The sequence below is a fragment of the Niallia sp. FSL K6-0212 genome (assembly GCF_038007605.1).
GTDB classification, from domain to species: domain Bacteria; phylum Bacillota; class Bacilli; order Bacillales; family Cytobacillaceae; genus Niallia; species Niallia circulans.
The window spans coordinates 1,491,039-1,506,536 of record NZ_JBBOXL010000001.1; the positions used below are offsets into that span (position 1 = coordinate 1,491,039).

General features: G+C 38.3%; 12 protein-coding genes and 1 riboswitch. Of the genes, 8 read left to right on the top strand and 4 right to left on the bottom strand.

The window, feature by feature from the left end; translation table 11 throughout:
• Positions 1-152 precede the first annotated feature (152 nt).
• From MHH96_RS07040 to MHH96_RS07055, 4 genes are all read left to right on the top strand, one after another.
• Entirely contained in the window at positions 153-1,421 is a 1,269-nt protein-coding gene (locus MHH96_RS07040; RefSeq protein WP_341116954.1) for a sugar ABC transporter substrate-binding protein, read from the top strand.
• Positions 1,422-1,493: 72 nt separating this feature from the next.
• A complete protein-coding gene (locus MHH96_RS07045; protein WP_047944007.1) occupies positions 1,494-2,783 on the top strand; it encodes a sugar ABC transporter permease in 1,290 nt (429 codons plus the stop codon).
• 1 nt (position 2,784) lies between these two features.
• Positions 2,785-3,645: a sugar ABC transporter permease gene (locus MHH96_RS07050; protein WP_047944009.1), complete on the top strand. Its 861-nt coding sequence runs from the start codon at positions 2,785-2,787 to the stop codon at positions 3,643-3,645.
• Between the two features lie 18 nt (positions 3,646-3,663).
• Positions 3,664-5,709, top strand: coding sequence for a beta-galactosidase (locus tag MHH96_RS07055; RefSeq protein ID WP_144546753.1), 2,046 nt, complete (start codon positions 3,664-3,666; stop codon positions 5,707-5,709).
• A 48-nt stretch (positions 5,710-5,757) separates the two neighbouring features.
• Here MHH96_RS07055 and MHH96_RS07060 read toward each other — a convergent pair whose 3' ends face one another.
• The 4 genes from MHH96_RS07060 to MHH96_RS07075 all read right to left on the bottom strand — a co-directional run bounded on the left by MHH96_RS07060 (position 5,758) and on the right by MHH96_RS07075 (position 11,916).
• Positions 5,758-6,654 (bottom strand): SDR family oxidoreductase, encoded by an 897-nt coding sequence (locus MHH96_RS07060; protein ID WP_412759316.1) that lies wholly within the window; start codon positions 6,652-6,654, stop codon positions 5,758-5,760.
• A gap of 34 nt (positions 6,655-6,688) precedes the next feature.
• The gene (locus tag MHH96_RS07065) at positions 6,689-7,309 is read right to left on the bottom strand and encodes a cupin domain-containing protein (RefSeq protein WP_144546749.1); all 621 of its coding nucleotides are present in this window, start codon (positions 7,307-7,309) and stop codon (positions 6,689-6,691) included.
• Positions 7,310-8,344: 1,035 nt separating this feature from the next.
• Positions 8,345-10,069: an assimilatory sulfite reductase (NADPH) hemoprotein subunit gene (gene cysI / locus MHH96_RS07070; protein ID WP_172864929.1), complete on the bottom strand. Its 1,725-nt coding sequence runs from the start codon at positions 10,067-10,069 to the stop codon at positions 8,345-8,347.
• Positions 10,070-10,098: 29 nt separating this feature from the next.
• Positions 10,099-11,916 carry an assimilatory sulfite reductase (NADPH) flavoprotein subunit gene (locus tag MHH96_RS07075; RefSeq protein WP_144547272.1) on the bottom strand — a complete coding sequence of 606 codons (1,818 nt, stop codon included), beginning with the start codon at positions 11,914-11,916 and terminating at the stop codon, positions 10,099-10,101.
• A gap of 415 nt (positions 11,917-12,331) precedes the next feature.
• Here MHH96_RS07075 and MHH96_RS07080 point away from each other — a divergent pair, with 415 nt between their 5' ends.
• The 4 genes from MHH96_RS07080 (at position 12,332) to MHH96_RS07095 (ending at position 15,489) form a co-directional block, all read left to right on the top strand.
• The gene (locus tag MHH96_RS07080; RefSeq protein WP_047944968.1) at positions 12,332-13,225 is read left to right on the top strand and encodes a LysR family transcriptional regulator; all 894 of its coding nucleotides are present in this window, start codon (positions 12,332-12,334) and stop codon (positions 13,223-13,225) included.
• A gap of 171 nt (positions 13,226-13,396) precedes the next feature.
• A complete protein-coding gene (locus MHH96_RS07085; RefSeq protein WP_047944970.1) occupies positions 13,397-13,984 on the top strand; it encodes an ECF transporter S component in 588 nt (195 codons plus the stop codon).
• Positions 13,985-14,192: 208 nt separating this feature from the next.
• A riboswitch (SAM riboswitch) is annotated at positions 14,193-14,298 on the top strand.
• Between the two features lie 193 nt (positions 14,299-14,491).
• Complete coding sequence (locus MHH96_RS07090) at positions 14,492-14,620, top strand: YezD family protein (protein ID WP_235973290.1); 129 nt, start codon at positions 14,492-14,494, stop codon at positions 14,618-14,620.
• Between the two features lie 152 nt (positions 14,621-14,772).
• A complete protein-coding gene (locus tag MHH96_RS07095) occupies positions 14,773-15,489 on the top strand; it encodes a phosphoadenylyl-sulfate reductase (protein WP_047944973.1) in 717 nt (238 codons plus the stop codon).
• The last annotated feature ends 9 nt before the right edge of the window (positions 15,490-15,498 follow it).

Below are 15,498 nucleotides of genomic sequence, written 5' to 3' on the forward strand. Positions count from 1 at the left end.
AGTATTTATTATATTATTAAATTTATTAAGTATTGTATTTTTCTTTTTTAATAAAATATATTACTAAATATATTTACAAAAAATTCTTTGTATAGTATTCTTTTGTTAGAAAACGTTTTCAGACAATAGAAAAAGCAAAGGGTGGAAAAAAGATGAAAAAGAGGCTTACCGCAATACTTTTGAGTAGTTCTTTAGCTTTAGCATTAGCAGGTTGTGGACCATCAGATGAGGCAAATAGCGATACATTTTCAAAGAAAAATAACAATGGCTATGATCTCCTTGTATGGGAAGATCAAAGCAAGTCGGAAGGAATTGCAGATGCAATTAAAAAATTTGAAGAAGAAAATAACGTGAAAATTAAAGTTGAAGAGAAAGCTTATGCAGATCAATTAGAAGATTTGCGATTAGACGGACCAGCAGGTACAGGAGCTGATGTTATCACAATTCCCGCAGATCAGATTGGAACGGCTGTAACAGAGGGGATTTTAAAGGAAATCACAGTTGATGATACGCAAAAGTCAATGTATACAGAGGCAGCGATGGAATCCCAAATGGTTGATGGCAAAGTATATGGGCTTCCTAAAGCCGTGGAAACGACCATTTTATACTATAACAAGGACTTAGTAAGTGAAGACCAATTGCCGAAAACAACAGAGGAATGGTATGAGTTCTCTAAAGGGGTAACCAAGGATGGAAATTATGGCTTATTGGCTTTATGGGATCAAATATACTATGCAAATGGTGTTCTAAGTGGATATGGAGGTTATGTATTCGGGCAGGACAGTTCTGGAGCATACAATCCAGAGGATATTGGTTTAGCAAATGAAGGAGCCATTGAAGGAGCAGAGTATATTTCTAAATTTTATAAAGATGGATTGTTCCCATCCGGAATTATTGGCGAGCAAGGGATAAATGTTCTGGATTCTCTATTTACAGAAGGGAAAGCCGCTGCGGTTATTTCTGGACCGTGGAATTTAGAGCCGTATGCGAAAGCAGGCGTCAATTATGGAGTAGCAGAGCTCCCGATGTTAGCAAATGGAGAACATATGGGATCCTTCATCGGGGTGAAAAGCTATAACGTAAGCACTTATAGTAAAAATGCAGAACTAGCAGAAAAATTAGTTGGATTTTTAGCAAATGAAGAGAATTCGAAAACACGCTATGAAATTACGAAAGAAGTTCCAGCAGTAAAGGCGTTAGCAGAAGATCCAGCTGTGACAGAAAGTGAAAATGCAAAGGCAGTAGCGAATCAATCTCAATATTCACAATTAACACCAGGCATTACAGCAATGGATGCAGTGTGGCAGCCAATTGACTCAGCACTTCAAACGATTGCAACAGGAAAAGCGAAGCCAAAAGAGGCTCTGTCAACAGCGGTCGAGACAATCAAAGGTTCCATTGCTGCTAATAGTGGAAACTAACTAGGAACAAGGAGGGGCACAGTATCCAAAAAATACTGGTCCCTTTTAAAAGGAGAGAGGTGAAGTTTAAGTATGAGCTTCCAAGCAAAGGCAGTTGATACAGATACAAAGACAGCGAAAAGGGCTGCATTATTATCAATCATTCCAGGTTTAGGGCAGTTCTATAATAAACAATGGGGAAAGGGAGCATTCTTCCTTATCTTTTCTATCGCATTTATTGTTGTTTTTAAGGATTTATTTAATATGGGACTATGGGGGATTGTTACGCTTGGGGAACAAGTGCCCCGAGATAATTCCATCTTCTTACTTGCAGAGGGCATTATCGCTGTAATTGTTATTTTTTTCGGATTAGCTTTTTATTACTTCAATATAAAAGATGCGTATGCGATTGGAAAGAGAAGAGAAGAAGGATTTGCTATTCCCTCCATAAAAGAGCAGTATCAGGTTCTTTTAGCAGAAGGATATCCATATATCATTACAAGTCCAGCTTTCCTTTTACTTATTTTCTCTGTTATTTTTCCGATCCTATTTTGTTTTGCACTTGCCTTTACTAACTATGACCTGTACCATTCCGCTCCCGCTAATTTAGTGGATTGGGTAGGACTTGAGACATTTAAGAAGATATTTACCGTCGATATATGGCGAGCTACTTTTTTTGATGTATTAGGATGGACTTTAATTTGGACACTGATTGCCTCAACGCTTCAAGTGGCAATAGGGATTTTTTTAGCGGTGGTGGTTCATCAGAAGGAATTACGCTTTAAAAAATTCTTTCGTACTATTTTAGTGTTACCGTGGGCTGTACCTGGATTTGTAACAATTTTAGTATTTGCAGGCATGTTCAATGATAGCTTTGGGGCGATTAATACTTCCATCTTAGCTTTTTTTGGGATAGATAGTATTCCTTGGCTGACAAGCCCAAACTGGACACGATTGGCATTATTGCTTATACAAGGATGGCTTGGGTTTCCGTATATATTCATTGTCACCACCGGGGTACTTCAATCGATTTCCGATGATCTATACGAAGCAGCAACGATTGATGGAGCTTCCCCCATTCAAAAGTTCAAAAATATTACGCTGCCACTTATTTTATACTCAATGGCACCTATTATTATTACGCAATATACGTTTAATTTTAATAACTTTAACATTATCTATCTGTTTAATGCGGGAGGACCAGCTGTGCCAGGATCAACAGCCGGTGGTACAGATATTTTAGTTTCCTGGATTTATAAATTAACGATGCAGAACAGTCAATATGCACTTGCTGCTGCATTGACGATTTTACTTAGTATTTTTGTTATTAGTATTGCTTTATGGCAATTCAGAAGAACGAATTCTTTTAAGGAGGTAAAATAAGATGGCCAAAAAAACGGTCAGTATCAAAAAACAGCGGACTATTCGAATGACACTTACTTACCTCCTTTTGCTTATTGTATGTACCCTTATTATTTATCCGTTAGTATGGACGATTGGTGCTAGCTTCAATCCGGGTAACAGCTTGGTAAGTACGAGTATTATCCCAGATAATCCAACAGTGGGTCATTATAAAGACCTTTTTCAACAGGAAGGTACTCTTTACTATGGAAAATGGTATATGAATTCGATGAAGATTAGTATTCTCACAATGGTGTTTTCGATACTATGTGTCTCTTATACAGCATATGCTTTCTCTCGTTTTCGGTTTAAAGGGAGGAAAAATGGTTTAATGTTATTCTTGCTATTACAAATGATTCCACAGTTTTCTGCTTTAATCGCAATCTTTGTTTTGGCGCAAATGCTTGGGTTAATCAATAGCCATTGGCTCTTAATATTTATTTATGTTGGTGGCCAAATCCCAATGAATACGTATTTAATGAAAGGATATATTGATTCTATACCGCTTGACCTGGATGAAAGTGCGAAAATTGATGGAGCTAGCAACACCAGAATATTTTGGAGAATACTCATGCCCTTATCTAGACCGATGCTTGCGGTAGTTGCAATGAATGGATTCACTGCTCCGCTGGGAGACTTCGCGATATCATCGGTTATATTGAGAAATCCAGAATACTATACACTTCCGATAGGCTTGTATAAATTAGTCAGCGACAAAATGGGAGCAAGCTACACCACCTTTGCAGCTGGAGCTATTCTGATAAGTATTCCGGTTGCGATTGTATTTGTAGCTTTACAGAAGCATTTCGTATCTGGATTAACAGCAGGAGGAACAAAAGGATAAGAATCGGAGGGCATTAAGATGACAGATAAAACAGTAGCAGATAATCGCTTATTGCATGGTGGAGATTATAATCCAGATCAATGGCTCGATTATCCAGAAATATTGAAAGATGATTTACGATTGATGAAATTAGCAAAAGCAAATACGTTCACTTTAGGGGTATTTGCATGGAGTGCACTTGAACCAACAGAAGGGGAATTCCATTTTGACTGGCTCGATGAAAGAATAGAGGCTATTTATCAAATGGGCGGGAGAGTCATCTTAGCTACTCCAAGCGGCGCCAGACCAGCATGGATGTCTAAGAAGTATCCAGAAGTCTTAAGAACCACCGAAAATCGCATGAAAATGTTACATGGGGGACGCCATAATCATTGTTTTTCTTCCCCTATCTATCGTGAAAAAGTAGCAATTATTAATAGAAAGCTAGCGGAGCGCTATGGAAATCATCCTGCGTTACTAATGTGGCATATTTCCAATGAGTATAGCGGCGATTGTCATTGTGGACTTTGCCAAGATAATTTCCGTAATTGGCTGAAAAAGAAGTATGGGACCTTAGATAAACTAAATCATGCTTGGTGGGGACCATTTTGGAGTCATACGATCACGGATTGGTCAGAAGTTGAATCTCCTTCTTCCATTGGAGAAAGTATGGTTCATGGTTTAAATTTAGATTGGAAACGTTTTGTCACTGACCAAACAATTGATTTTTACAAGCATGAAATAGTGCCATTAAGGGAAATCTCTCCATCTATCCCTATTACAACAAACTTTATGGCAGACACGCATGATTTAATACCCTTTCAAAGTTTGAATTATAGTGAGTTTGCAAAGCATGTGGATATTGTTAGTTGGGATTGCTATCCTGCTTGGCACAATGATTGGGAGGAAACAAAGGACTTAGCTGCAAAAGTTGGTTTTATCAATGATTTGTATCGCTCTTTAAAACAACAGCCTTTTCTCATTATGGAAAGTACACCAAGTGGCGTCAACTGGCATGATGTGAATAAAACGAAGAGACCTGGTATGCATTTGCTATCCTCCATGCAATTTATCGCACATGGTTCAGACAGTGTTCTGTATTTTCAATGGAGAAAATCAAGAGGATCCTCCGAGAAATTTCATGGGGCAGTAGTGGATCATGATAATAGTGAAACGAATCGAGTCTTTCAAGAGGTTTCAGCAGTTGGTGGAGCTCTAGAGAAGATTGCTGAAGTAAAGGGAACACATAAACAAGCAAGAGTAGCAATTGTATATGATTGGGAAAATAACTGGGCTTTAAACGATGCACAAGGATTCTCCGATTCAACAAAGCAATATCCTCAAACGTTGCAAAAGCATTATCAAAGTTTTTGGAAAAAGGATATTAGTGTCGATATAGTTACATTAAATCAAGAGCTTGCTTCCTATGATTTAGTTATTGCTCCAATGCTCTACATGATGTCTCTTGATACAATTTCTAAATTAGAAAACTATGTTGCAAATGGAGGAACACTTGTAAGTTCATATATTAGTGGCCTTGTTAATGAAACGGATCTTGCCCATTTATCAGGTTGGCCGGCAACGCTAAAACGAATATTTGGCATTGATGTAAAAGAAACAGATACTCTTTATCCAAAAGATAGAAATACCCTTACCTATAACGGGAAGCAATATGAAATAAAAGATTATTGCACCATTTTTGAAAGGAAAGAAGCGAATATTTTAGCGACGTATATGGAGGACTTTTATCAAGGGAATCCTGCTGTTGTAGAAAACTGCTACGGGAAAGGAAAAGCCTATTTTATAGGGGCAAGAACGGAACAGGCCTTTTTAGATGATTTTTATGAGGAATTGCAAAAAGAAGGTAATCTTGACAGCGAAAGGGAAATTCTGCATAAAGAAGGTGTTTCCGTCCAAAGAAGGGATTCGGCTGAGTGCTACTATTTATTTGTCATGAATTTTACAGAACAAAAGCAAACAGTAACGTTAAAAGAATCCTTTTTCGATTTACTTACACAAGAAATAAAGCAAGAACAGATAGAACTTTTGCCATATGAAGTAAGGGTGTTAAAAAGAGAAAAATAATGAGGAATAACAAAAGAGGACGACGGATATCGTCCTTTTTTTGCTGTTCTAAGTCGTAACCATAGCACCGCCATTTACATGAATCGTTTGTCCTGTCATATAAGAACCATCATCAGAAGCAAGCAACACATAGACTGGAGCAATTTCATACGGCTGCCCCGCCCGCTTCATTGGTACATCTGAGCCTAATGTAGCAATATTTTCAGCTGATTGTGAAGCAGGCTGGATGGGTGTCCAGAAAGGTCCAGGAGCAACAGCGTTCACACGGATACCTTTTTGCACAAGGTTGTTGGCTAGCGCTCTTGTATAACTAACAATCGCACCTTTAGTCGTCGTATAATCAATCAAGTCACTTACCCCAATATAGGCAACCAAAGAGGTCGTATTAACAATACTGGCTCCTTCTTTCAAATAAGGTAGGGCAGCCTTTGTTAAGTGGAAATAGGCATGGATATTTACATCAAATGTTAATTCCCATTGTTCATCTGGTATGGAAGTTAAGTCTTCTCGCAAAAATTGTACAGCTGCATTATTAACCAAAATATCAATTTTCCCAAACGTTTCTAATGTTTTTTGCACAATGAATTCACAATGTTCTCTTCTTCGCAAGTCTCCTGGAATCAGTAAGCAGGAACGACCATAATGCTCGACAACTCGCTTTGTTGTTTCCGCATCTGTATGTTCGTCAAAATAAGAGATAACAATGTTCGCCCCTTCCTTCGCAAAAGCGACGGCAACGGCTCTGCCAATGCCGCTGTCTCCGCCGGTAATAATAGCTGTACGATCCTTTAACTTACCTGTTCCGATATATTTAGGGTTATCAAAAATTGGAAGTGGATCCATCAAATATTCAAACCCCGGCTGCCGTGTTTGCTGCTGAGGAGGAAACGTCCATTCAATTTCTTCACATTTTACTTCAGAACCATAATGTTGTTTCTTTATCACATTAATAACCTCCATACTTTCTTACTTTTCCTGGTTAATAAGCGTGGGGAGGAGAGGAAAGATTGAGATAAGGATGTATAGTGGGTGAAGGCTGAGTGGCATGGTATGGATAGTTTAGGACTCCTCCGGTTTGGTCACATCCTGGTGGTGGCCCGAGAATAGTAGACTGTGTAATTGGGGCAATGGCATGTGCGTAGGCGGCTTCGTTTACACAATAAGCTCTGTTAGCAATTTCCTTTGGCAAAAAGCGTAGAAAATCAGAACCAAACACGATATCAGGTTTCGGCTGGTCGAAAATAGTAAGAAAATGAGTATTGTTTCGCAATGCTACTATCCAGTGGAACCACCCCTTTGGAAATTGGGAAGCTTGCCCGGGTTTTACATGATAAGTCATGATGCTTTGTGTAAAGGGGTTGAAGACAGAGGTCATAACTTCCCCACTAATGACAAAAACAAGTTCATTCACATTTGTGTGCCAGTGCGGCTGAACAATGAATCCTTGATTAAGATGGACATTGAATAACCCAGTATGTATCGCAGGCAATTGTTCAGAAAATAACTGTGTAATGTAATTATAAGAATCCCTTTTATAATTAACAGACTGGGTAGAATCCCCGAATAGTTGAAAGGAAGGGGAAGCTGGATTAACAGACATGATGTAGCCTCCTATTTTTCATATGGAAATATTTATATGGCTTACAACTTTAAATATATACAAAACTAGGTTGGCCTATGAGTGGGAAAATCAGTTTGTTTGTAGGAAAAGTAAGGCAATGGCTTGATATGGATGGAGGTGAAGGGCGGAAATCGAAGTGGGAGAATCGGCAAAATTTTGGGTATAACAGTTAAAATAGTGGGGAAATCAGTAAAAGTATAAGTATTATATTAGTCAAAATAGTAGGGGAATCGGTGAAATTATGAGTGTACCAGCCAAGGTGAAGGGGTAAATTAGCTAAATTATGGATATATTAGCCAAAGTGTAGGAGAAATCAGCCAAACTCTGAAAATATCAGCCAAAAGGGAGGTAGAATCAGCCAAACTCCGAATATATCAGCCAAAAGGGAGGTAGAATCAGCCAAACTCAGGATATATCAGCCAAAGTGGAGGTAGAATCAGCCAAACTCTAGATATATCAGCCAAAGTGGAGAGGGAATCAGCCAAACTCCAGATATATCAGCCAAAGTGGAGGTAGAATCAGCCAAACTCAGGATATATCAGCCAAAGTGGAGGTAGAATCAGCCAAACTCAGGATATATCAGCCAAAGTGGAGGTAGAATCAGCCAAACTCCAGATAAATCAGCCAAAGTGGAGAGGGAATCAGCCAAACTCCAGATAAATCAGCCAAAGTGGAGATAGAATCAGCCAAACTCTGAAAATATCAGCCAAAAGGGAGGTAGAATCAGCCAAACTCCAGATATATCAGCCAAAGTAGAGGTAGAATCAGCCAAACTCCAGATATATCAGCCAAAGTGGAGGTAGAATCAGCCAAACTCCAGATATATCAGCCAAAGTGGAGAGGGAATCAGCCAAACTCCGAATATATCAGCCAAAGTAGAGAGGGAATCAGCCAAACTCCGAATATATCAGCCAAACCTCAACCACCCAATCAAACACCCCCCCACCCTCCAATTCCAACCACAAAAAAGCACCACCCAATCAAAACGATTAAAGTGGTGCAATGACTCATCTGTCAATCATGAAAGTTTGTACCGTCGGTTACTTCTTTAACAATGCCAGCGCGAATAACAAAGTCTCCAAAATGTTCATTTGCCGTTCTTTCTTTCGCATAGCGCGGGAGCAGTACGCGAAGTTCTGAAAGGATTTCTTCCTCGCCAACATTTTCGCGATAGAGTTTGCTTAAGCGGCTACCATTAAAGGCGGCGCCTAGGTACATATTGTACTTTCCAGGTCCTTTTCCAATGAAGGCGATTTCCCCTAATGCATGGCGGGCACAGCCATTTGGACAGCCTGTCATACGGATTGTAATTTCTTCATCACGAAGCCCATTTTCATCCACAATTTCTTCTATCTTATCGATTAAGACTGGTAAGTATCGTTCTGCTTCTGCCATCGCTAGCCCGCAGGTTGGCAGGGATACACAAGCAATAGAATTACGACGCAGTGCAGAGAAACGTTTTCCATCCATAATGCCATATTGCTCGATTAAATGAGCGATTTGCTTTTTATTACGGCTGGAGACATTCGCAATGACTAGATTTTGATTGGCTGTTAACCGGAAGTCGCCAGTATGTACTTTAGCAATTTCGCGCAAGCCGGTCATTAATGGATAATTTTCATAATCTTTAATGCGGCCACCTTCCACGAATAAAGTGAAGTGCCATTTTCCTTTAATGCCTTTTTCCCAGCCATAGCGGTCGCCGTTATGATTAAATTGAAATTCTCTTGCTTCTTGAAGTTTCCAGCCTAAGCGATTTTCTAGCTCTTCTACTACAGTATCTAGACCAAGACGATCTACGGTATATTTAAAACGGGCGTTCTTTCGAACAGAGCGATTTCCATAATCACGTTGAATCGTAATTACTTTTTCTGCCACATCAAGAATTTGCTCAGGTGTACAGAATCCAATAACTTTTGCAAGCTGAGGATAGGTTGCTTTATCTCCATGGGTCATTCCCATTCCGCCGCCGATGGCAACATTAAATCCAACTAATTTTTCTTCTTCCGTAATTGCAATTAGCCCTAGGTCTTGGGAAAAAACATCAATATCATTAGAAGGAGGAACGGCAATACCAATTTTAAATTTTCTAGGTAAATATAATTTTCCGTACATTGGCTCCACTTCTGTTTCCTCGACAGTTGGAGTGAAAGCTACCTTTTCCTTATCTAACCAGAGCTCATGATAAGCTTGTGTACGAGGCAGTAAATAATCACTTAATTTTTTTGACCATTCATACACTTCACTATGCAAAGCTGATTGATACGGATTAGGGTTGCACATCACATTTCTATTGACGTCGCCACAAGCAGCAATTGTATCAAGTAGGGATTGGTGTATATCTTGAATAGTCTGTTTCATATTCCATTTTAAAATGCCATGCATTTGGAAAGCTTGGCGTGTCGTTAATTTTAATGTTTTATTTCCATACTTTTGTGCAAGATCATCCATTGTTAGCCATTGAGCCGGTGTAGCTACTCCACCCGGTGTTCGAACTCGCAGCATAAATTGGTAGGCAGGCTCCAATTTTTGCTTAGCGCGTTCGTTGCGTATATCACGATCATCTTGCAAATAACTTCCGTGGAATTTCATTAAGCGGTTATCATCGTCTGAAATACCAGCGCTTAATTCTTCCTCCATGGATTCCTTCAATGTGCCACGTAAATAATTACTCTCTTCTTTTATTCGTTCTACATCACTTGGTGGTCCATCTGGTGCTTTTAATACTTGTTTTGCCATTTTCGAAAAACTCCTTTCCTGCCAACTATTTAATAGACGTCACGCTGATAACGCTTGGTTTGAGTCATAGAAGCTATATATTCCTCAGCCTTTTCTAAAGCCATTTTGCCTTCTTTTTGGATAATAGTAAGGAGTGTTTGGTGAACATCATGCGCCATATGCTTTTCGTCTCCACAAACATAAAGAACAGCTCCTTCTTCCAGCCATTCAAATAACTCTTTGCTATGCTCCAGCATCCGGTGCTGCACATATACCTTTTCCGCTTTATCGCGGGAAAAAGCAATACTCATTTTTGTTAACACCCCATCTTTAAGCCAATTTTGCCATTCGGTTTGATAGAGAAAGTCTGTAACAAAATGTTGGTCGCCAAAGAATAGCCATGCTTTTCCTTCTGCACCGATTTCTTCTCTTTCCTGCAGAAAAGAACGGAAGGGTGCCACCCCTGTCCCAGGACCAACCATAATAATAGGAGTATCTGGGTTTTCCGGAAGTTTGAAATTTTCATTGTTTTGTATATAGATAGGCAGTTTATCGCCTGGCTGAATACGTTCCGCTATTTGAACAGAGCAAACACCATTACGATCTCGTCCGTTTGCATGGTAACGAACGGCGCCAATCGTCAAATGTGCTTCATCAGGGTTTGCTTTGTAGCTGCTGGCAATCGAATAAAGGCGGGTAGGCAGTTTACGAAGCAAGGCTACAAATGTCTGCACATCTGCCTCAATTGGCCCATAATCTCGAATAAGGTCTAATAAGTCACGCCCATTTATATATGCCTTTAATTTATCTTCATTTCCTTTAGCAAGTAAGTCTTCTAAAGCTGGATTGGTTGTTATTTTTGCAAATTTCTCTACCAATGGTTTGGTTAAAACTGTAATTTCAAAATAGGTTAATAAAGCTTCTCGAAAAGCCAGAACTTCTCCTTGTTTATTGATTGTGACACTTTCTGTTGGAGAAAAGCTTAATTCTTGTATTAAAAGATCAACTAATTCTGGGTCATTATTTGGGAATATTCCTAGGCTGTCACCTGGTTCGTAAGAGATTCCAGAATCCTCAAGCGAAAGCTCTACATGCAATGTTTCTTTATTGGAGCCACGTCCATTTAAATTAATGACCTCCAGTACCTCTGCATAATACGGATTGCTGCGAGAATAACCAGAATCTAGAAGAGATGGTGGTGTTATACTTATGGACTGAGCGGTTGATTCTGATTGAAGGCTCAAGCTGCTGACGATGCCTTCGAACCATTCACTAGCTGGTTCATCATAATCAAGGTCACAATCCACACGTGGATAAAGTCTTGTTCCACCCAATTCTTCTAAACGCTGATCAAATTGTTTCCCTGTTTCGCAGAAGAATTCATACGAGCTGTCACCAAGCGCTAACACGGAATATTGGAAGTTCTCCAGCTTAGGTGCTCGCTTTCCATGTAAGAATTCATGGAAGGCTATAGCGGTATCTGGTGGATCGCCTTCTCCATGAGTACTAACAATAACAAGGAGATTTTGTATTTTTTTAAGATTATTTGGTTTAAAGTCACCCATTGACTGTACAGTGACATTAAACCCTAATTCTTTTAAACGATTGCCATGATTTTTGGCAAGGCTTTGTGCATTTCCAGTTTGGGATCCAAAAAGAATCGTAATGTCTTTTGTAATTGGTTCAGCTGCCTTTTGCTCCGTTAATGCAGTATTGGAGATAGGTTCTGCTGATGCTGCGATTGCAGTGGAAGCAGATAAATACCCGCTTAGCCAAATTTTCTGTGATTCAGTTAAAGTTGGTAAAAGACGGTTTAATAATTCTGTTTGTTCTTGATTAAAAGGACTATTTATTACTTGAAGCTGCAACACTTTCACCTCGCATAGATAATGGTATTCCCTATTGTTATTTGATTAGTGGGATAATTCTTGCAATTCATTTTATAATGAAGAGGGAGGATTGTCACTCTGTATTTTATTAATCCTATCAGACAAATCGGATTAGAAATACAAAAGAAGCTTGTTACTAATTAGAACAAGCAAGGGATATTGTTTTTCTAAATAAATAGATTAGTATCTAATTGGAGATTAATTTAAGCATGTGACGAAAGCTTGATAGGCGTTAAGGTATCCATACATGAAAGCAGCCGCCTTAAGCATCCTCGTATGAGATGTATTCTAATTGTACTTTACTGGAAATTAAAGAATTAGTAAAATACATATAATTAATAGCAACTATTAGTATTCTTAATAATTTTCCTATTAGCGAAAAGGAGGAGGAAAAATGCAGTATGAAGCTCTAAAAACATTTGTGACGCTTGTTGAAGTAAAGAATTTTACAAAGACAGCAGAAATGCTGTTAATGAGTCAGCCGAGTGTAAGTCTACATATTAAAAACCTGGAAAAGGAGTTTCAAACAAAACTATTGGAGCGGTCACCAAAATATTTAAAAGTAACACCCACCGGTCAAATGCTTTATGATTGTGCCATTCAGATGATACGCTTATATGACCAGACGAGACAGCATATTTTAGAGCATCATCATGCGATTAAGGGTGAATTAAAAATAGGTGCTAGTTTTACGATCGGCGAATATATTCTTCCTGCATTACTGCTTGATCTGCAAAGAAAGCATTCTGAATTGCAAATTCAAGTGACGATTGGTAATACAGAAGAAATTGTTCAAGCGGTAAGATTATATGAAGTAGATATCGGTTTAATTGAAGGACAAACAAATGATAAGGAATTGCAGGTGGTGCCATTTATGGAGGATGAGTTATTTATTGTGGCATCTGTTCATCATCCACTTGCGACTCGGGAAGGCATTTCCATTTCTGAACTCCATGATCAGACATGGATTACAAGAGAGCTTGGATCGGGTACAAGAGAGTACTTAGATCATGTTATTCGATCCAATGGGTTAAGAGCTGAATCCTTTTTAACCATTAGCAGTAATCAAGGCATCAAGGAAACGCTTATTAATGGCAATGGCTTATCACTCTTATCCAAAAGTGTGATAGAAAGGGATGTGAAGAATGGAAACCTAAGTATTATTCCAGTCACAAAAACGCGATTTACAAGGAGATTATCTTATCTCTTTGCTCCAATTATGAAGGAGAAACAAAATGTTATCACCTTTATTGAAACCCTTAAAGAGACTTTTCCTTATAACGAGTAATCCGATAATGTATAACAGCAAGTAATTAACCCCATCCTAAGGAAAATGCAGAAAATCCTTCTTATTATCATAGAAAAAATACTTGTATTTGTAGTATGATAACAAAGGAATTTTATTAAATTGAGGGAAAAGTGGATAATGCTTTTTCCACATAAGGAGAACTACTTGCAGATGAAGAAAAAAAATAAAACTACTCGTTTGGTTCTACTAGGACTTCTTACGGCTATTATTATTATTCAAACCTTTGTTCCAATATTAGGGTATATTCCGACTCCTGTACTTAGTATAACAATCATTCAGATCACAGTTATTATCGCAGCGATTGTTTTAGGACCATTAGAAGGTGCAATTATTGGAGGAGTATGGGGCATCATCACATTTATTCGTGCTTTCACTTATCCGACAAGTGTTCTTGCTCCGATTATTTTTACCAATCCGTTAATATCTGTTTTTCCTAGAGTAATGATTGGAGTAGTGGCAGGACTGTTATTTTATAAGGTGCTGAAAGACAAAATGAATGAGACAGTAGCAATGAGCATTTCGGGTGTGATAGGATCTCTAATCAATACAATTCTTGTGCTAGGTTTTGTCTATTTATTTGTAAGAGAGCCGTATGCAAACGCAATTGGCGTGAATGTGGAAGATCTCTTGCCGGCGATACTAGCTGTAGTTGGTACAAATGGTGTCCCAGAGGCAATTTTATCAGGTATTTTAACACCTATCATTGCAAAGCCGTTATTAAAGATACGAAAAAAATAAGAATGGAAAGATAGCTGATATAGTCTAGTGCTAATCAGCTATTTTTGCCAACAATAGTAATAGGACATTCACTAATACTATATTTTTTTCTATAATAAGAAAAGTATTTCCCCTAAAATACTAGGAAATAAATCGTTAATCCCGACTAAACAACTAGAAAAACTTATTGACAATAATGGCAATTATGATAAAATTTAGAAAATAACAATGCCTTTCAAGAGAGATGGAGAGAATCAGCCCAAGGAAGTCTGGCAACTTGCTGGATGCAAGGTGCAAAATCCAACAAAATGGATACCCATTTTGAAAGAGAGGGTAAGGAATAATACTCAACTCTTTCCAAATGGAAGGATTTTTTTAATCGTAAATGCATTTCACTTACGATGGTCGAGCATTCCTTTGATAGGCGTTTTCGATTCAAAAATATGTCTGGCGTAAACGCTATTCAAATGGTTTAGTAAGATTTCACCTTTTTTAAGGAGGGATTTGTTGGTGGGGGAAACAAATCAGCTGGACAAAGTGAAAATTCAATTAGAGCAAATTCTAAACACAATGAAATTTGGATCGGTCACATTAGTCGTACAGGATGGAAAAATTATTCAAATCGAAAAAAATGAAAAGATACGCTTAGGAAAATAACAAGAATTTCCTGTTTAAGGCGTTTGATAAAGAAGCTGACTAGACAAACTAGAGGCAACTTTAACTGAGAAAGTGGGTTAAAGCTGCCTCTTTTTATATTTTGGGCACATAATCCACGAACAAAATACCATTATTAAATTGGAGGATTTTTAATGAGTCAGTTATTAACCTATGAAACTATTGATACGTATCCTCCTGTGAACTTTTCAAGTGAAACGGAAACAAAGGGAGCTTTAGAGGTTTTAAAGTGGGCTTATGATACGTACCGAGAGGATATTGTCTATGCTTGTAGTTTTGGAATTGAAGGGATTGTTCTTATCGATTTAATTTCGCAGATAAAGAAGGACGCGCGTATTGTCTTTTTAGATACAGATGTACATTTTGAGGAAACTTATGAATTAATTGAAAAAGTGAAACAGCGGTATCCAGATTTGCAAATTGAAATGAAAAAACCAGCCATTACGTTAGAAGAACAGGCTGCACAATATGGAGAAGAACTTTGGTTAACTAATCCAAATAAATGCTGTGAGATTCGCAAGGTTGTTCCTTTACATGAAGTGCTGTCTGAACCGATTGCCTGGATTTCAGGACTTCGCAGAGAACAGTCAGAAACAAGAAAAAACACGCAATATCTAAATAAGGATAATAAATTTAAATCCATAAAGGTTTGTCCACTGATTCATTGGACATGGAAAGATGTTTGGAGATATGCCCATAAGAACTCTTTGGACTACAATATTCTTCACGATAAGGGTTATCCGAGCATTGGCTGCAGAACATGTACCCAGCCTGCTATTAATATGGATGATTTACGTTCTGGAAGATGGACGGGAAAAGGAAAAACAGAATGCGGGCTACACTTACAATAATGAGTAGAG